At 68.4% G+C, this 15,146-nt stretch carries 15 protein-coding genes; 6 read left to right on the plus strand and 9 right to left on the minus strand.

Annotated elements, in window-relative coordinates; translation table 11 throughout:
* Positions 1 to 46 precede the first annotated feature (46 nt).
* The 3 genes from CFB40_RS24565 to CFB40_RS24575 all read right to left on the minus strand — a co-directional run bounded on the left by CFB40_RS24565 (position 47) and on the right by CFB40_RS24575 (position 3,288).
* Positions 47 to 979, minus strand: coding sequence for an AEC family transporter (locus tag CFB40_RS24565; protein ID WP_179255319.1), 933 nt, complete (start codon positions 977 to 979; stop codon positions 47 to 49).
* Positions 980 to 1,161: 182 nt separating this feature from the next.
* Entirely contained in the window at positions 1,162 to 2,046 is an 885-nt protein-coding gene (locus CFB40_RS24570; RefSeq protein ID WP_089427564.1) for a LysR substrate-binding domain-containing protein, read from the minus strand.
* A gap of 306 nt (positions 2,047 to 2,352) precedes the next feature.
* A complete protein-coding gene (locus CFB40_RS24575; RefSeq protein ID WP_089432635.1) occupies positions 2,353 to 3,288 on the minus strand; it encodes a helix-turn-helix transcriptional regulator in 936 nt (311 codons plus the stop codon).
* An 87-nt stretch (positions 3,289 to 3,375) separates the two neighbouring features.
* Here CFB40_RS24575 and CFB40_RS24580 point away from each other — a divergent pair, with 87 nt between their 5' ends.
* The 3 genes from CFB40_RS24580 to CFB40_RS24590 are packed head-to-tail and all read left to right on the plus strand — an operon-like array spanning position 3,376 to position 5,348.
* A complete protein-coding gene (locus CFB40_RS24580) occupies positions 3,376 to 4,803 on the plus strand; it encodes a cytochrome P450 (protein ID WP_089432636.1) in 1,428 nt (475 codons plus the stop codon).
* Complete coding sequence (locus CFB40_RS24585; RefSeq protein WP_089427561.1) at positions 4,791 to 5,000, plus strand: hypothetical protein; 210 nt, start codon at positions 4,791 to 4,793, stop codon at positions 4,998 to 5,000. Before CFB40_RS24580 ends, CFB40_RS24585 begins: the two co-directional genes overlap by 13 nt.
* A 36-nt stretch (positions 5,001 to 5,036) precedes the next feature.
* Positions 5,037 to 5,348, plus strand: a complete 312-nt coding sequence (locus tag CFB40_RS24590; protein ID WP_089429103.1) for a panthothenate synthetase — start codon at positions 5,037 to 5,039, stop codon at positions 5,346 to 5,348.
* Positions 5,349 to 5,429: 81 nt separating this feature from the next.
* Here the strand turns inward: CFB40_RS24590 and CFB40_RS24595 are convergent, their stop codons facing one another.
* Both CFB40_RS24595 and CFB40_RS24600 read right to left on the minus strand, forming a co-directional pair.
* Positions 5,430 to 5,813, minus strand: a complete 384-nt coding sequence (locus CFB40_RS24595; protein WP_089432637.1) for a hypothetical protein — start codon at positions 5,811 to 5,813, stop codon at positions 5,430 to 5,432.
* A gap of 138 nt (positions 5,814 to 5,951) precedes the next feature.
* Positions 5,952 to 6,752 carry a helix-turn-helix transcriptional regulator gene (locus tag CFB40_RS24600; RefSeq protein ID WP_089432638.1) on the minus strand — a complete coding sequence of 267 codons (801 nt, stop codon included), beginning with the start codon at positions 6,750 to 6,752 and terminating at the stop codon, positions 5,952 to 5,954.
* Positions 6,753 to 6,893: 141 nt separating this feature from the next.
* Here CFB40_RS24600 and CFB40_RS24605 point away from each other — a divergent pair, with 141 nt between their 5' ends.
* Both CFB40_RS24605 and CFB40_RS24610 read left to right on the plus strand, forming a co-directional pair.
* Positions 6,894 to 8,300 (plus strand): APC family permease, encoded by a 1,407-nt coding sequence (locus CFB40_RS24605; protein WP_089433307.1) that lies wholly within the window; start codon positions 6,894 to 6,896, stop codon positions 8,298 to 8,300.
* 80 nt (positions 8,301 to 8,380) lie between these two features.
* Complete coding sequence (locus CFB40_RS24610) at positions 8,381 to 9,490, plus strand: P1 family peptidase (protein ID WP_089432639.1); 1,110 nt, start codon at positions 8,381 to 8,383, stop codon at positions 9,488 to 9,490.
* 129 nt (positions 9,491 to 9,619) lie between these two features.
* Here the strand turns inward: CFB40_RS24610 and CFB40_RS24615 are convergent, their stop codons facing one another.
* Complete coding sequence (locus CFB40_RS24615; protein WP_034191451.1) at positions 9,620 to 9,832, minus strand: hypothetical protein; 213 nt, start codon at positions 9,830 to 9,832, stop codon at positions 9,620 to 9,622.
* A gap of 137 nt (positions 9,833 to 9,969) precedes the next feature.
* Positions 9,970 to 12,153, minus strand: a complete 2,184-nt coding sequence (locus tag CFB40_RS24620; protein ID WP_089432640.1) for an FUSC family protein — start codon at positions 12,151 to 12,153, stop codon at positions 9,970 to 9,972.
* Between the two features lie 200 nt (positions 12,154 to 12,353).
* Here CFB40_RS24620 and CFB40_RS24625 point away from each other — a divergent pair, with 200 nt between their 5' ends.
* Positions 12,354 to 13,301, plus strand: coding sequence for a LysR family transcriptional regulator (locus CFB40_RS24625; protein WP_089432641.1), 948 nt, complete (start codon positions 12,354 to 12,356; stop codon positions 13,299 to 13,301).
* A 124-nt stretch (positions 13,302 to 13,425) separates the two neighbouring features.
* Here CFB40_RS24625 and CFB40_RS24630 read toward each other — a convergent pair whose 3' ends face one another.
* Both CFB40_RS24630 and CFB40_RS24635 read right to left on the minus strand, forming a co-directional pair.
* Positions 13,426 to 13,728 carry a DUF4148 domain-containing protein gene (locus tag CFB40_RS24630; RefSeq protein ID WP_089432642.1) on the minus strand — a complete coding sequence of 101 codons (303 nt, stop codon included), beginning with the start codon at positions 13,726 to 13,728 and terminating at the stop codon, positions 13,426 to 13,428.
* Between the two features lie 216 nt (positions 13,729 to 13,944).
* Positions 13,945 to 15,087 (minus strand): porin, encoded by a 1,143-nt coding sequence (locus CFB40_RS24635; RefSeq protein WP_089432643.1) that lies wholly within the window; start codon positions 15,085 to 15,087, stop codon positions 13,945 to 13,947.
* Between the last annotated feature and the right edge of the window lie 59 nt (positions 15,088 to 15,146).

A 15,146-nucleotide genomic window follows, 5' to 3' on the forward strand; every position in this document is an offset into this window, starting at 1 on the left:
CGGCTGGCAGTCTGGATTCAGGGGGAAGGAGGGCGGCGCTGCGTCGTCAGCGAAACCCGGGCGCCGACGCGAGCGCGCTCAGCACGACCGGCATCGCGAGCGCCGCGGCGACCGTCTGGAACGCGGTGATGCCGGCCATCAGCGGTGCATCGCCGCCGAGCTGGCGCGCCATGATGTAGGACGCCGACGACGTCGGCAGTGCCTGGAACAGCAGCGCGACCGTCAGCGCGGCATCGCCGAGCCCGAGCAGGCGGCCGGCGGCGAGCGTGATGAGCGGCATCGCCATGAACTTGAACGCCGACGCGACGCATACCGGCTGCAGCCACGCACGCGCCGCATCGAATTGCAGTGCCGCGCCCACGCACAGCAGGCCAAGCGGCATCGACGCGACGCCGAGCGCGCGCACGGCCGGCGCGACGGCCGCCGGGAACGAGACGCCGCCGGCCTGCATCGCGATCCCGAGCGCGCACGCGACGACCAGCGGATTCGACAGGATCTGGCGCACGAGTGCCGCCGCGCCGAGCCGCGTGTCGCCGTAGCGTGCGAACACCAGCACGCACATCAGGTTGACGGTCGGGACGATCGCCGCGACGCATACGGCCGCGAGCGCGATGCCTTTTGCGCCGAACAGGCCGGCGGCGAGCGCGGTGCCGACATAGTTGTTGAAGCGCACGGCGCCCTGGAATACCGACGTGAAGCCGGCGCCGTCGACCCGCACGAACCGGCGGACCAGCAGGAGAAGCGCCGCGGCGAGTGCGGTCGAACCGACCAGCGCGGCCGCGAGCGGTAAAACGGGCAGTGATTGCAGCCGTGCGTTCGCGAGGCCGTCCGCGAACAGCGCGGGCAGCAGCACGTAGTAGCACAGCCGCTCGGCCTGCGGCCAGAACGCGTCGCCGATGAAGCCGGTGCGCCGCAGGCCGTGGCCGAACGCGACCAGCAGCGCAACCGGTGCCAGCGCGAGCAGGATCGGGCCGATCATCGACACGCCTTCACGCGAGCCGTGCAGGCGGTGCGGGCCGCCGCGAGTGGCTGGCACGTAAAACGGCGGAACGAGGCGGGAATCCATCCGGCGGGCAACATGGCGACACGCAATCGAAAGAGTGACGATGCCGCCAAGTTAACACGCGCAAGCAACAGGAATAATGGTGAATTATCGGGTGTTCAATGAGAAATTCTCATCGATGACGCAGTGACTTCGGCGGCCAGCGCACGTGCGAAACGCTCGGCCGGACGCGACTGGTGTTCGAGCAGGACGACCGCGCGCCCCATTTGCGGCTGTCCGAACGGCAAGCGCGTGACGGGCGGCAGCCGCGCGAGCGTTGAATCGGGGAGCGCGACGATCGCCGCGCCGAGCCCTCTCGCGACCATGCGCGCGATCGTTTCCGCGCTGTCCAGCACCATCTCCTCGCGCACGCGCACGCCGATGCGGCGCAGCTCGGCGGCGATCATGCGGCCGGCCCATGCCTGCGCATCGAAGCGGATGAACGGCAGCGAATCGAGCAGCGTGACCGCATCGCGTTCCGCCTGGTCGGGCGGCGCGAGCAGCCAGAAGCGATCCTCGTACAGCGTGGTCCACGTCAGTTCCGCCGGATGCGGGCGCACGGGGCGCGTCGTGATCGCCGCATCGAGTTCGCCGGCCGCGACGCGGTTCGCGAGTTCGGCCGACATCCCGGCCGACACGTGCACGCGCAGCCGTGGGTGCGCCGCGCGCAGCGCGAGCAGCGCGTCGGGCAGCGGGCCGGACAGCGCGGTCTGGATCGCGCCGATCCGCAGGCGGCCGACCAGCTTCTTCTCGTCGCTGAGCGCATCGGGAATCCGGTCGACCAGCGCGAGCACCTGCTCGGCCTGCGCCAGCAGGATGTTGCCGGCCTCGGTGAGCACCGGCTGCCGGCGCGAGCGATCGAACAACTGCACGTTGTATTCGCTTTCGAGCGTCTTGATCTGCAGGCTCACCGCCGATTGCGTGAGGCCGATGGCTTCGCCGGCGCGCGCGAATGTGCGGTGTCGGGCGATGGCGACCAGCGTTCTGAATGCGCGTAATGACATGGGCGGGCGGAGGTGGGCAGAAGCAGCCGTGTGCGAAGCGGATCCCGGCTGGCGCGATTTGCAGCGCGTTGCGGGAAACCGTTCACAGGGCCGCCGCCAGGGTTCGCGACATCATGCCCGCGCGTCCCGAATCGGGCAACCGGCGTGCATGGCGTGCGCTGCGAGTCGTCGATGAGTCGCGAGCGTTCGGGGATTCCCTGGAATGACGGTTTGATTTCTGGAATGCTTTAGCCGGACAAGCGAGTGGTGCCGTACCGGCGTGTCGAGCGATGCTGCACGCCGGCGCAATGTGTCGTCCGCGGCGCCTTACACCCACAGCCGATACATCCAGAACGATTCGTCCTCGATGAAACGTTGCGTGAATTCGCTCGGCGAGAACCCCGTGATGCGCTTGACCTCGCGGCTCAGGTGCGCTTGGTCGGCGAACCCTTCGTCCAGCGCCAGCGTGGCCCAATTGAACGCGGCGCCGGCTTCGTACCGGTCGCGCGCCGCGAAGAACGCGCTTTCTGTCCTGACGAGCGTTTGCCATTCGCGCAGCGATCGGCCGCTGTAGGTCTTGATCCGCCGCTCGACCTGCCGCGGGCTATGGGTATCCCGCCATTCGCGCGCCTGCAGTGCGAGGCGCTCGACCCAACTGCGTCCCGCATTGCGTAACGACGACAGCGGCGTCGCGGGCCGTAACGCCTGCCAGCGCGGTGCAAGATGACGTTCGATCGCCGCCAGCGCATCGGCATCGCGGTCCGCGCCGGCCAGCGCGTCGAGCAGCGGATGCCAGTCGTGGCCGAGGCACGCATGGGCGTCGAGCACGCGATCGTGGATGTCCGCCAGCGCGACGCCGAACAGCGCCCGTGCCGCATCGGCGGTGAAGCAGATCATGCCGATCCGTCCGCCCGTCGGCGCCCAGGCTACGGTAGGGGCCGAATGGCTGCCCGACAGCGTCACGGCGGCACCGAAGGGGTGCCACCGGGGCCCGTCGGCCGTGTGTTCGACGAAGCCCACGTCGAGATCCCGATACCACGACACGCACACGAGCGGCGTGGCCGGAAAATGCGAGAGCCGCTGCGCGTCGCTCAATGCGACCCCGCGCGTGTCGTGCAACACGATCGCGACCACCGCGCCCTGCAGGGCAGCCGGCGCCGGGTACAGCCGTCCATGCGGCGCCCGCCCGTCGCCCGGCGCGCGAGGGGCGCGTGCCAGCGGATCGGGGCACGACAGCGGGATCGATGACGGGTCGGGGAACATGACGCTGGAGTATAGGGAGCGGCCCGACGCGTGTCGATGTCGTTTGCGTTCAAGACCGCCGCCATGCCGGTGCGGACAATCCGGCCCATGAACACGCGATCCACATCCTCATGTCCATTCCATACGGGCGCTGCTTCGGCGCCCGTGCTTCACCCGCCCGGCGTATGGCCGCCGGGGCCGCGTGCCGGCCTGACGGGTTGGGGGCTGCTGCGCGCGATGTGGCGCGACCTGCTCGGCACGCTGGCCGGCTGGCAGCGCGCATACGGTGACGTCGTGCACGTGCGCGTGTGGCCCGAGCATGCGGTGGTCGTGACCGATCCCGCGCTCGTGCGCGAACTGGTGGTCACGCATCACGATGCGCTCGGGCGCTGGGAGCGGGCCGTCCGCGTGTTTGCGGAGGTCCACGGCCATAGCGTGCTGATCGCCGAAGGCGACGCGTGGCGCGACAAGCGGCAGGCGTTGCAGCCGAATTTCATGCCGAAGGCGGTGCAGACGTTCGTGCCGTCGATCGCGGCGACGGCCGGACAGGCTCTCGCGCAGTGGCCCGCGCGCGATCCGGACTGGCCGATCGAAAGCGCGCTGACGTCGCTGGCGATGGACGTGATCATGCGCACGATGTTCTCCGACGCGATCGGCGACGACGCACGTGCGGCCGAGGAAGCCGTGCGAGCGGTGAGCGCGGCGGCCAACGCCGATTTCTACTGGCCCGCGAGCACGCCGGACTGGGTGCCGTGGAAGCGCGGCAAGGCCCGGGCGATGGCCGTGCTGAACGGGCTGATCGACCGGCAACTGCATGCGCGTCTCGACCTGCCGGCGCGAGCGTGGCCCGACGATCTGCTGTCGCGCTTGTTGCGGCTGCATCGGGACGACGCGCGGCGCTGGCCGCTGCAGGCCGTGCACGACGAATGCATGACCGCGTTCCTCGCGGGCCACGAAACGACGGCCGGGGCACTGACCTGGTGGGCGTGGTGCATGGCGACGAATCCGGCGGCGCAGGCCGCCGCGCGCGATGAAGTGTCACGCGTGCTGGGCGGTTGCGCACCGTCCGCCGAGACGCGAGCGTCGTTACGCTACCTGACGCACACGCTCGAGGAAACGCTGCGCCTGTATCCGTCCGCGCCGATCCTGATCAGCCGCCGCGCGTCGCGACCGATCGTGCTGGGGCCGTGGCAGTTTCCCGCGCGGACGCTGTTCATGCTGCCGCTGCAGCTCATGCAGCGCGATGCGAGAGGGTTCGACGCGCCCGACGTGTTTCGCCCCGAGCGTTTTGCCGACGACGCGCCGGCTGCGCCGCGCGGAAGCTACATGCCGTTCGGCACAGGCCCGCGCGTGTGTCTCGGGCAGCATCTGGCAATGACGGAAATGACGGTCGTCGCGGCGATGATCCTGCAGCGCTACGCATTGTCGGCGCCGCCCGGCATGAAGCCGCCGCGGCCGGTGCTGAACGTGACGCTGCGGCCGGACCGGCCGCTGCATCTCGCGATCGCGCCGGCGGCGGATGGGTGTTCCGCGTGATGCGGACGGCGCGGCCGGGCGAGCGGGCCGCTGAGTCGACGACAGATATCGAACGCGACGGCAGGCTCGGCCGATTCGCGTGTCGCGAACGCTTGCTGTTCGCGACACGCAACGAAATCGAATCGTCGGAACGTAAACGCGTGCCGGCCGCTGCGTTCGGCGCCACTGGCGCGGCATCGCGCAGCACCTATGCTTGAAGGGCCCAGGCCGGGCGCAGCCCAAGGAGGATGGTCATGCGCATGCTTCTCAACATACGAATCCCTCACGAGCCGTTCAACACGCTGGTGCGCGACGGCAGCGTCGGCGACGTGATCGGGCGAATACTCGAAGCGGTCAAGCCGGAGGCCGTGTATTTCACGGAGCAGAACGGCGGGCGCGGGGCGGTCGTGATCGTCGACCTGAATGATCCATCGCAGATCCCGGCGCTCGCGGAGCCTTGGTTCCTGATGCTGAACGCGGACTGCGAGTTCCGCGTGGTGATGTTGCCGGACGATCTCAAGAACGCCGGGCTCGCGCAGATCGGCGCGAAGTGGAAGTCGACATAGACGTAGCGGGAATCAGCGCGTGACGATGCCCCTGCTCGATAACCGGGCAGGCGGCTTGGCGCGCCGTCGTTCGCGTGCCGGCTATCGCGCAGGCTGCGACGGTTCGGCGTTCGCTGTTTGCGTGTCTTTCGGCCGTAATAGCAACAGCAGGCCGCTCAGTGCCGCCGCCGCGACGAACACGAAAAAGAACTGTTCGTTCCATTGGCGCAGGCTGTCGGACGCCACGCCGCCGTGACTCCCGGCCGAGGCGCCGGCTTCCAGTAGGAACGTGAAGACGGCCGGCACCGGCGCGGAGCCCAGGTAGGCGAGGAACGCGAACTGCAGCCGGCCGCGGGTCAGGATCGACCAGACGTTCTTGCCCATCAGGCAAGCGACCAGCACCGCCGGCGGGATGAGCACGATCGATACGGCACTGATCGCGCACAGCAGCAGCCAGCCAAGTCCGATGATCGGAATGAGCGACATGAATCGGGGCTCCTGTTGTCGGGCAATCCTGTTGGCGACGGTGCATCCGCATCGGCGTTACCGGATGACCCCGGCATGCGGCGCTTCACGGAGTGTGCCCGATTCCACGCCGGTTGCCATCCGCCGGCACCGATGCAGTCATCCGGCCGCGTCTTCCCCCAGCGCCTGGATGAAGCGCGAAAACAGCTCGGGCTGCGACGAAATCCCGAGCTTCGCGTACAAATGCCGCCGGTGCACCTTCACCGTTTCGGGGGATATCGCCAGCCGCTCGGCAATCGCCTTCGACGAATTGCCGCGCAGCACCATTCGCGCGATCGACATCTCTCGATCGGTCAGCACGCCCGCGCCGAAGCGGGCAAGCGCCTGCTCGACCCGCGCGCCGAGATCGGCATCGGGCGTCGCGCGCGCCGCGTCGCCCACCAGCCGCCAGTGCTGCCGGATCGCCGCGAGCACCCACGGCATCGCGGCCGTCAGCTTGCCGAGCGGCTCGACGTCGAACCGCGTGCCCGCACCGAGCGACAGCGACAGCAGCATGTCGGCGTTCGGCCGCACGAGGATCTGGATCTCGTCGTCGCCGACCGCGTCGCGGAAGTAGCTCAGGAAATATTCGCTCTGCCGGAACAGGTCGGGCGCGACTTCCTCGAGCCGGTAGCAGCCGTCGGCGAGGCCGTCGTGCGCGGCCTGCAGGAACGGGTCGAGCAGATACACGCCGTTCAGGTAGAGCGGCACGGGCGATGCGGCATCGGTGCCGCCCGTGTCGTATTCGTCGAGCACGAGCGGCACTCCGTCGCGGCCGATCGCGGTCGCGAGCGCGTTGTCGAACGGCACCATTTCATTGAGCAGCAGCACCAGGAACCGCCAGAAGCGCGGCTGGCCGAGATGATCGATTGCGCGGCCGAGCGCCTGGTGCATCGCGATTTCGGAAAAGAGACGATCCATACCACCACCGGAAGGGCGTAACACGAAGGGGGAATAGCGGTCCTGAAATTGGCTTCCTAGACTGCCACGCAATCAATCGGGCCCGAGTATGGGCGTTCAAAAAAAAGTGGCAAAGGATTGGCCCAAGCACAGGAGAACGAAATGGCGATGATGTCGGAATCGACGGGCACGCTGCAAGCGGCGCCTGCAACGGAAGACGCGCCGCGCGCGCTGTCGCAGACGCTCAGCGTGCGCGATGCGGTGATGATCACCGTATCGGGCGTGACGCCCGCGAGCTCGATCTTCGTGATCGCGCCGTTCGCGATCCAGCAGGCCGGCAGCGGCGCCGTGCTGTCGTTCCTGCTCGGCGGCGTGCTCGCGCTGGCGTTCGCGCTCTGCTATGCGGAGCTGAGCGCCGCGCACCGCAGCGCGGGCGGCGAGTACGTGATGGCCAAGCGCGTGTTCGGCACGCTGCCCGGCTACCTGACCTTCATCACGGTGCTGTCCGTCAGCGTGTTCATCCCGGCCGTGCTCGCGAGCGGCGCCGCGCCCTACCTGAACAACGCGCTCGGCACGCATTTCAGCAACCAGTCGGTCGCGCTGACGATCGTGCTGCTCAGCTATCTGCTCGGCATGCTGAACATCAAGACGAACGCGTGGATCACGGGCGCGTTTCTCGTCGTCGAGATCGGCGTGCTGATGCTGATCGCGGGCCTCGGCTTCGGTTCGCCGCATCGCGGCGCCGACGCGCTGATCGCGCCGGTCGTCGCGAGCGGCAACGCGCTCGTGCCGGCGACGCTGGCCGCGATCGTCCCGGCGATCGGCACGGCGATCTTCTGCTACAACGGCTTCGGCTCGGCCGCCTATCTCGCGGAAGACCTGCGCGGCGGCAACCGCAATGTCGCGAAGGCGGTGATCTACTCGCTGCTCGTGATCCTCGTCGTCGAACTGATTCCGCTCACCGCGATCGTGCTCGGTGCGCCGTCGCTGACCGAGCTGACGAAGAGCGCCGACCCGATCGGCTATGTCGTGCGTTCGCTGAGCAACCCGGCCGTGTCGCGCGTGGTCAGCGGCGGAATCTTCCTGTCGGTGTTCAACGCGATCATCGCGATCGTGATCACGATGGGCCGGCTGCTGTACAGCAGCGGCCGGCATGCGCTCTGGTCACGCACCTGCAACCGCGCCTTCTCGACGATCCATCCGCGCTTCGAATCGCCTTGGCTCGCCACCATCGCGCTCGCGGTGCCGTCGGCGGGGCTCGTGTTCGTGTCGAGCCTCGACGAACTGACCGCGTTCACGGTCGACCTGCTGCTGCTGATCTATCTGGTCGTCGGGCTGGCCGCGCTCGCGAGCCGCTTCGTGCGCCGTGACGTCGAGCATCATTACCGGATGCCGTTGTGGCCCGTGACGCCGCTCGTCGCGGTAGCCGGCGCCGCGTATACGCTCTACACCACGCTCGCAACGGCCACGAAACCGACCGACCTGATCATCATCGCGGGGCTGCTGGTCGCGGCACTCGTGATGTATGTGGTCTGGGCGCGCCACAGCGAAGCCTTCCGCACGCTCTGAGCGCGGGATCGAAAGCTTGCCGTACCGAATCATCGAAACATCGAAACACCGAACCATTGAAAGACGGGAGGAATTGCATCATGCGCACGAGGGATCTCGGCATCCGCATCGGACTCGGCACGCCGGGCCGCTTCAACGCGATCACGGACGTTCCGGGCATGCGGGTCGGACATTGCACGCTGAACGTCGAGAACGGCGACGCGTCGATCTGCACCGGCGTCACCGTCATCGAGCCGCGCGCGGGCGCCGCGCACGATTCGCCGTGCTTCGCGGGCGTGCACGTGCTGAACGGCAACGGCGACGCGACGGGGCTCGAATGGATCCGCGAGGCCGGCCTGCTGACCACGCCGATCGCCTATACGAACACGCACAGCGTCGGCGCGGTGCGCGATGCGCTCGTCGCGAACGAGCGCGAAGCGGCGGCGGGCCGCGTGTACTGGTGCATGCCGGTCGTGATGGAAACCTACGACGGGCTGCTGAACGACATCTGGGGGCAGCACGTGAGCGCCGCGCATGTGCAGCGCGCGCTGGCCGCCGCGCAGTCGGGGCCGGTTGCCGAAGGCGGCGTGGGCGGCGGCACGGGGATGATCTGCCACGAGTTCAAGGGCGGCATCGGCACCGCGTCGCGCGTGCTCGCGGCCGAGGCGGGCGGCTGGACCGTCGGCGCGCTCGTGCAGGCGAACTACGGCGTGCGCGAGATGCTGCGCGTGGCCGGCTACCCGGTCGGCGAAGTGCTGCGGCACGTGCCGTCGCCGTTCCGCGCGCCGGACGCGCAGGGCGAGGCCGGGATGGGCTCGATCGTCGTGACGATCGCGACCGACGCGCCGTTGCTCCCGCACCAGTGCACGCGTCTCGCCCAGCGCGCGAGCGTCGGGCTGGCGCGCGTCGGCGGCGGCACGGAGGATTCGAGCGGCGACATCTTCCTGGCGTTCGCCACGGGCAACGACGGTCTGCCGGCGGCGAACTACGGCAGCAAGGGCGCGCCGACCACGGGCGTGAAGATGGTCAACAACGACCATATTTCCGCGCTGTTCGTCGCGGCGGCGGAAGCGGTGGAGGAAGCGATCGTGAATGCGCTCGTCGCGGGCGGCGACGTCGAGTCGCGCGGGGCGCGGGTCGAAGGGCTGGGGCAGGCGCGCTTGCTGGATGCGTTGCGCGAAGTGGGCTGGCGGCCGGGGCGCGGCGCCTGAAACGGCATGCGCCGCTTCAATCGAAGCGGCGCGCAGGGGAGCGGCGATGCGGCGATCGGCCGGGCCGCCGCTCGCCCATGGATGCAACGCGGGCGGTGCGGGCCTGGCCGTGACGACGCGGCGTCATGCTCAGCTGCCGAAGTAGATGTTGCAGAAGCTGACGGGGCCGACACACGCGTTCGGGTCTTCCTGCTTCGATTGCGAACGATCGACGCGGCCGGCGGCCTTCACGGCTTCGGCGCGGTTCGCCTGTTGCGGTGCGGCGTCTGCCGGTGCCGGCTGTGCGTGAGCAACAGCAGCGGTGAGCGACAGGGCAACGAGGGCGAGGTGCAGCGGCTTCATTTTGGTTTCTCCTGGGTGGGTGCCAGTCTCGCTGGCAGTGAGGAAACTATAGGCTCGCACTGCTTAAAGATTAATCACCGCGGCTGTAGAGCTTATTTCCATCCGGAACAAGGATCCCGTTGCGCGCGCACCGATCGTCAATGGCGGTGCCGGTTGAATGGCGCATCCTTGTCCAGCAGCGCGCTGCGCATGAAGTGCAGGCAGCCGACGATGCGCTGCATCCGGTGCCGCTCGTTGGGCACCGCATACCACGCCTGCAGCGTGTGCTGCGCCGCGCGGATCGCCAGGTTCACCGATTTCAGCGTGCGCGCGTGGTGGCCGGGCGTCGGGTCGTCGAAGAAGCGCGGCAACTCGTGCAGCACCGCGTCGATCGAGCCGGTCCAGCGCAGCGTTTGCGGCGGTTTCGATGCGCAGAACGCGTTCAGTTCGTCACGCAGGTCGATCACCGCGTGGCCGACCTCGAGCGTCGACAGCATCCAGCGCAGCGCATCGCGATGCTGTCGCGTGCGCCGCACGAGCAGCGTGCGCAGTTGCGCCATCAGGTCGTGCGTGCTTGACTGGAAGCGCTGCGCGAGGCGCTCCGTCGGCCCTTCGCACGCCAGCGTGACCTGGCGGCGCAGGTCGTGCGCGATGCGACCCGTGAGCCACGGCATGTGGGTAGGAAAGACGACCGCGAACACGAGCGAGCACGCGAGCATCGCGACGACGATCGCCAGCCCGTTGTTGATCAGCACCTCGGGTGTATAGGCGATCACGTTGTCGGGCCCCGCGAGCAGGCAGAAGAACACCGCGAAGCCGATCCCGTAGCCGGACAAGCCCGGCCGCATCGCGAGAAACGCGCCGAGGCCGAGCACCGGCGCGAGCGCGGCGCACAGCAGCGGGAACCCTTCGATGTTCGGATACACGTAGCACAGGAACACATAGCCGACCGCGGTCGCGAACGCCGCGCCGACGCTCATCTGCGCGACGAACTTCGGCGCGCGCGGCGACGTCGAGCTGAGCGCGCACGCGATCGCGGTGGCGATCACGGCGAGCGGGCCGCTCGGCCATTCAGAGGCGAGCCAGAACGCGCTCATCGCGCCGACGGCGACGATCGTGCGCAGGAACGCGAACCCGACGAAGAACGAATTGGTCTTCACCGCGTAGTGCGTGACCGAGCGCTCGAACGCGTGATCGTCCTGGTCGAGCGATGCATAGGTGTCGGCGTAGCCGAGATATTCGCCGATGAAGCGGTACAGCAGCTCGATCGCGGTATCGAAGTCGAGCAGGCCGCCGGCAGCGTGCTCCTCGATGGTTCGCCGCGATGCACGCGCGGCTTTCGGCAACGCGCTGTGGAAGCGGCGCAGTTCGAGCAGTGCGCCGGTGGCCGGCGCGATGCCGCGCTGCCGCTCGTCGCGCAGTGCGGCGAAGCGCTGCGCGAGCGCATCGACGTGCGGCGCCAGCGCGTCGAGCACCGCGTCGGAGCCATTGGCGCGCAATCGCTTGATGAGCTGGTGCAGCGCATGCAGCCGCGTGCACGCGTTCATGAACTCACTGTTCAGCCGCGCGAGGCGGCGGCTGCGTGCGCGAATGTGCGGATCCTCGAACGACGCGAACGCGCGGTTGGCCTCGAAGCCGACGATGTCGTCGACGAAATCGGCGAAGCGCCGCTCGAAATCGCCGCGCGCGACGTCGCCCGCGAGCGCGCCGGCCGTGAACGCCGCGAACGTCGCGTGGCGGGTGCCCAGCGAACGCATCAATGCCTTCGCGGAGCTGAGCGGCAGGATCAGCGCGCTGACCGCACCCGAGCACGCGATGCCGAGCGCGACCTCCGCGGCGCGGGTGAGCGCGGACTGGAACAGCGTCTGCGGGGTCATCACGGACGGCAGGCCGATCAGCGCGGCCGTATAGCCGGCGAGCACGAAGCCGTACCAGCGAAAGTGGCGGTTGCGCACCGCGAGCGCGATGCAGGTGCCGATCCACAGCGTGATGCCGGCCATGTACAGCTCGGGCTGCTGCGCGAACAGCCCGCCGAGCGCGAGTGCGGCGACGAGGCCGGCCGCCGTGCCGAGCACGCGGTAGAAGCTCTTCGCGAACACCATCCCCGACAACGGCTGCATCAGCACGAACACGGTCGTCATCGCCGTGCGCGGCTGCGACATCTCCAGGCGCATCGCGATGCCCATCGCGAGGAGCGCCGCGAACACGGTTTTCGCGAGGTGCAGCCAGATCAGCCCGTCGCTTGCGGCCCAGTCGCGTGCCGCGTCGCCGAGTGGATCGAGCCAGGTCCTCCATCGTGCCGGTTCGATGGAATGACGCTCGATCACAGGTTGTGGCTTCATGAAAAGAGGGGGCCGGTACGGGGCCTGGCGAGGTGCCTGGCACGTCCGAACGGGTCCGTTCGACTGTTGAGGCGCCGATTGTAGGAGGGCGGCGCCCGCGCATTAACGCAGCTGCGGGGAAACGATAGTTGCAGCCGGAGTAACAATCTGTCGCATCCCGTGGAGGAAAATAGCGGCTCCGCTACAGGTTGCTCACAGGAATGGATACCCTACAAAACATGCGGGTGTTTTCGCGCGTCGTCGAGACGGGCAGTTTCACCGCCGCCGCGCAATCGCTGAATTCGACGACGGGCGCGATGTCGCGCGCGGTGTCGGAGCTCGAGGCGCGCCTGCGCACCCGTCTGATGAATCGTTCGACGCGCCGTCTCGCGCTCACGTCGGCCGGCGAAAGCTATCTGCGGCGCTGCCGCCAGATCCTCGCCGACGTCGACCGTGCGGAAGAAGAGGCGAGCTGCGCACACGAACGGCCGGCCGGCGTGCTGCGCATGCACAGCTTCGCGAGCGTCGGCCATCACTATGTGTTGCCCGCGCTGACGCGCTATCACGCGCAGTTCCCGGACGTGTCGATCGAACTGTCGCTGTCGCAGCGCATGCCCGACCTGTTCGACGGCACGAGCGACATGGCCGTCGTGACCGCGTCGTCGCTGCCCGATTCGGAACTCGTGTCGCACCTGCTCGGTTCGACCTTCAGCATCCTGTGCGCGTCGCCCGACTATGTGAAACGCCACGGCGCACCGGTGCGTCCGCAGGATCTCGCTGCGCACGTATGCCTGACGTTATGCACGCCGGCGTTCCCGACGCACGAATGGGTGCTCGAAGGGCCGGAAGGCGTCGAGCAGATCCACGTCGCGGGGCCGGTGCAGACCAATACGGCCGAATCGCTTGCCCTCGCGATCCGCGACGGCATCGGGATCGGCATGCTGCCGCTGTACTCGGCGATCGACGCATTGCGCGACGGCACGCTCGTCCGCGTGCTGCCCGCGCATATCCTGCAGAAGATGAACGTGTATGCGCTGTATCCGTCGCGCCGCTTCGTCGATGCGAAGGTGCGGACCTGGGTCGAGATGCTGCGGGCCCAGGTGCCGGGGATGATCGCGCGCGACGTCGAGATGCTGAACGCGATCGATCGCGAACCGCAGGCCGCCTGAGCGGCGGGCGCGCACCGGCGCATTGCCACGCTGCCGGCGTCTTCTCTTCAAGCCAATCAAGCGAACGCAACCGCGCCGCGCCTGCATGACATCGTTCACGCGGGCGCGGCGCTTCGTCATGCCGTTACAGCGCGGGCTTGGCCGCCGCGCCCGATTCCGTCGTCGGTGCGCCGGCGTGGCCGTAGGCGGCCTGCGCTGCCTTCTGTTCCGCGAGACGCTTTTCGTGAAGTCGTTCCTGCGCCGCCATGATGTCGTCCGGATAGTTGTTGACTTCGCCGCGCGCCGGGTTGTAGCCGACCGACTCGAGATCGATCAGCTCCTGCAGCACTTGCGCGCGCGTGACGGGCGACTGGGCCGACTGGGCGAAAGACAGGGCCGGTGCAGCGAGCAGGACGGCAGCGGCGGCGGTAACGACGAGCGATTTCACGAGGTTCTCCTGGGTACGGGGTGGGCGGCCGGTTCGACGCGCGATGCGTGACCGCGACCTTTGCAGGCAGTCTACGCAGCGCCCGCGCGCGCAAAAACCCCGATTCCAGGCAGGCTGCTTTCCAGATGACACAACATTGATGGAGGCCGCCCGCGGCCGGCGAACCCGCGTGCGAAAGCAGGTTCGTGGCCGGCGGGCGACGACGCATCGTGCCGGTCAGAAGCGCGTGCGCATGCCGATCGTGCCGACGATCTGGTTCGCCGTGCTCGATGCGCCGCCCGAGCCGTTGATGAACGCCTGGTAGCCGCGGCCCGCTGCGTGCTGGTACATCGCTTCCGCGTAGACGTCCGTGCGGCGCGACAGCTTGTAGACGGCCTGCAGGTCGACCTGGTGCCATTTCGGATCGGTGCCATGTTTGCTGTCGGGGTTCGACACGCTGGCGTCCGTGTACACGTAGGCCGCGCCGAGGCTGACGGCCGGCGTCACCGCATAGCGCACGTTCACGTCGTAGTTGTTGAACGCGACCTGGCCGGTCGAGCCGAACGAACCCGTGTTGTCGTACTGCGAACGCGTATAGACGAAGCCGACGGTGGCCGGCCCGAACCCGTAGCTGACGCCGCCGCCGTACGAACGCATGCGGTCCGAGCCGATCGACCAGCCGCCCTGGTTCAGGCTCTTTGCTTCGGCCGCATCGGTCGCGCCGGGGCTCGCGCTCGTCGAGCCCTTCGTGCCGTTCATCTGCAGGTACGCGCCGGCCAGTTTCAGCGGGCCGTTCGTGTAGCTCGCCGCGACGCTGTACGCGCGGTTCGCGCCGAAGTTGGTCGCGTTCGAGAACGCGACCATCGCGCCGACCTTGAAGCCCGCATAGGTCTCGCTCGTGTACTTGACCGCGTTGTTGATGCGCAGCGAGTGGTTCAGGTTGTCGTTGTCGAACGGATGCGCGAAGCTCGCGTCGCCGAGGTCGCCGGCCGTGGCCGACAGCGGCGCGACGAAGTCGACCATCGTGTCGTACTGGCGGCCGAGCGTCAGCGTGCCGAAGCCGTTCTGGCTCAGGCCGACGTACGCGTGGCGGCCGAACAGCTTGCCGTCCTGCCCGAGCCCGCCGTTGTTCACGTTGAAGCCGTTCTCGAGCACGAACAGCGCCTTCAGGCCGCCGCCGAGATCCTCGGTGCCGCGAAACCCGACGCGGCTGCCGTTGACGGTGCCGCTGTTCAGGCGCCACAGCGACGCGCCGTTCGCGTTGTTGGTGTAGACGATGCCGGCATCGATCAGGCCGTACAGCGTGACCGAGCTCTGTGCGTGAGCGAGCGGGGCGAACAGGGCGGCGGTGCATGCGCCGGCGATGAAGGTTTTTTTCAAGTCAGGGCTCCTGCGTGTGGGACTGGGAACGAAAGTTCGGCGCAAGTGTAGGGGCGCAT

Source organism: Burkholderia sp. AU31652, from assembly GCF_002223155.1.
Lineage (GTDB): Bacteria > Pseudomonadota > Gammaproteobacteria > Burkholderiales > Burkholderiaceae > Burkholderia.

Excerpts from the sequence above, each read along its gene's own strand:
- CFB40_RS24615 (WP_034191451.1), bottom strand. The coding sequence starts at position 9,832 with ATGAAGCCGCTGCACCTCGCCCTCGTTGCCCTGTCGCTCACCGCTGCT.
- CFB40_RS24595 (WP_089432637.1), bottom strand. The coding sequence starts at position 5,813 with ATGTCGCTCATTCCGATCATCGGACTTGGCTGGCTGCTGCTGTGCGCG.
- CFB40_RS24575 (WP_089432635.1), bottom strand. The coding sequence starts at position 3,288 with ATGTTCCCCGACCCGTCATCGATCCCGCTGTCGTGCCCCGATCCGCTG.
- CFB40_RS24620 (WP_089432640.1), bottom strand. The coding sequence starts at position 12,153 with ATGAAGCCACAACCTGTGATCGAGCGTCATTCCATCGAACCGGCACGA.
- CFB40_RS24590 (WP_089429103.1), top strand. The coding sequence starts at position 5,037 with ATGCGCATGCTTCTCAACATACGAATCCCTCACGAGCCGTTCAACACG.
- CFB40_RS24580 (WP_089432636.1), top strand. The coding sequence starts at position 3,376 with ATGAACACGCGATCCACATCCTCATGTCCATTCCATACGGGCGCTGCT.
- CFB40_RS24625 (WP_089432641.1), top strand. The coding sequence starts at position 12,354 with ATGGATACCCTACAAAACATGCGGGTGTTTTCGCGCGTCGTCGAGACG.
- CFB40_RS24600 (WP_089432638.1), bottom strand. The coding sequence starts at position 6,752 with ATGGATCGTCTCTTTTCCGAAATCGCGATGCACCAGGCGCTCGGCCGC.
- CFB40_RS24570 (WP_089427564.1), bottom strand. The coding sequence starts at position 2,046 with ATGTCATTACGCGCATTCAGAACGCTGGTCGCCATCGCCCGACACCGC.
- CFB40_RS24565 (WP_179255319.1), bottom strand. The coding sequence starts at position 979 with ATGATCGGCCCGATCCTGCTCGCGCTGGCACCGGTTGCGCTGCTGGTC.
- CFB40_RS24605 (WP_089433307.1), top strand. The coding sequence starts at position 6,894 with ATGGCGATGATGTCGGAATCGACGGGCACGCTGCAAGCGGCGCCTGCA.
- CFB40_RS24610 (WP_089432639.1), top strand. The coding sequence starts at position 8,381 with ATGCGCACGAGGGATCTCGGCATCCGCATCGGACTCGGCACGCCGGGC.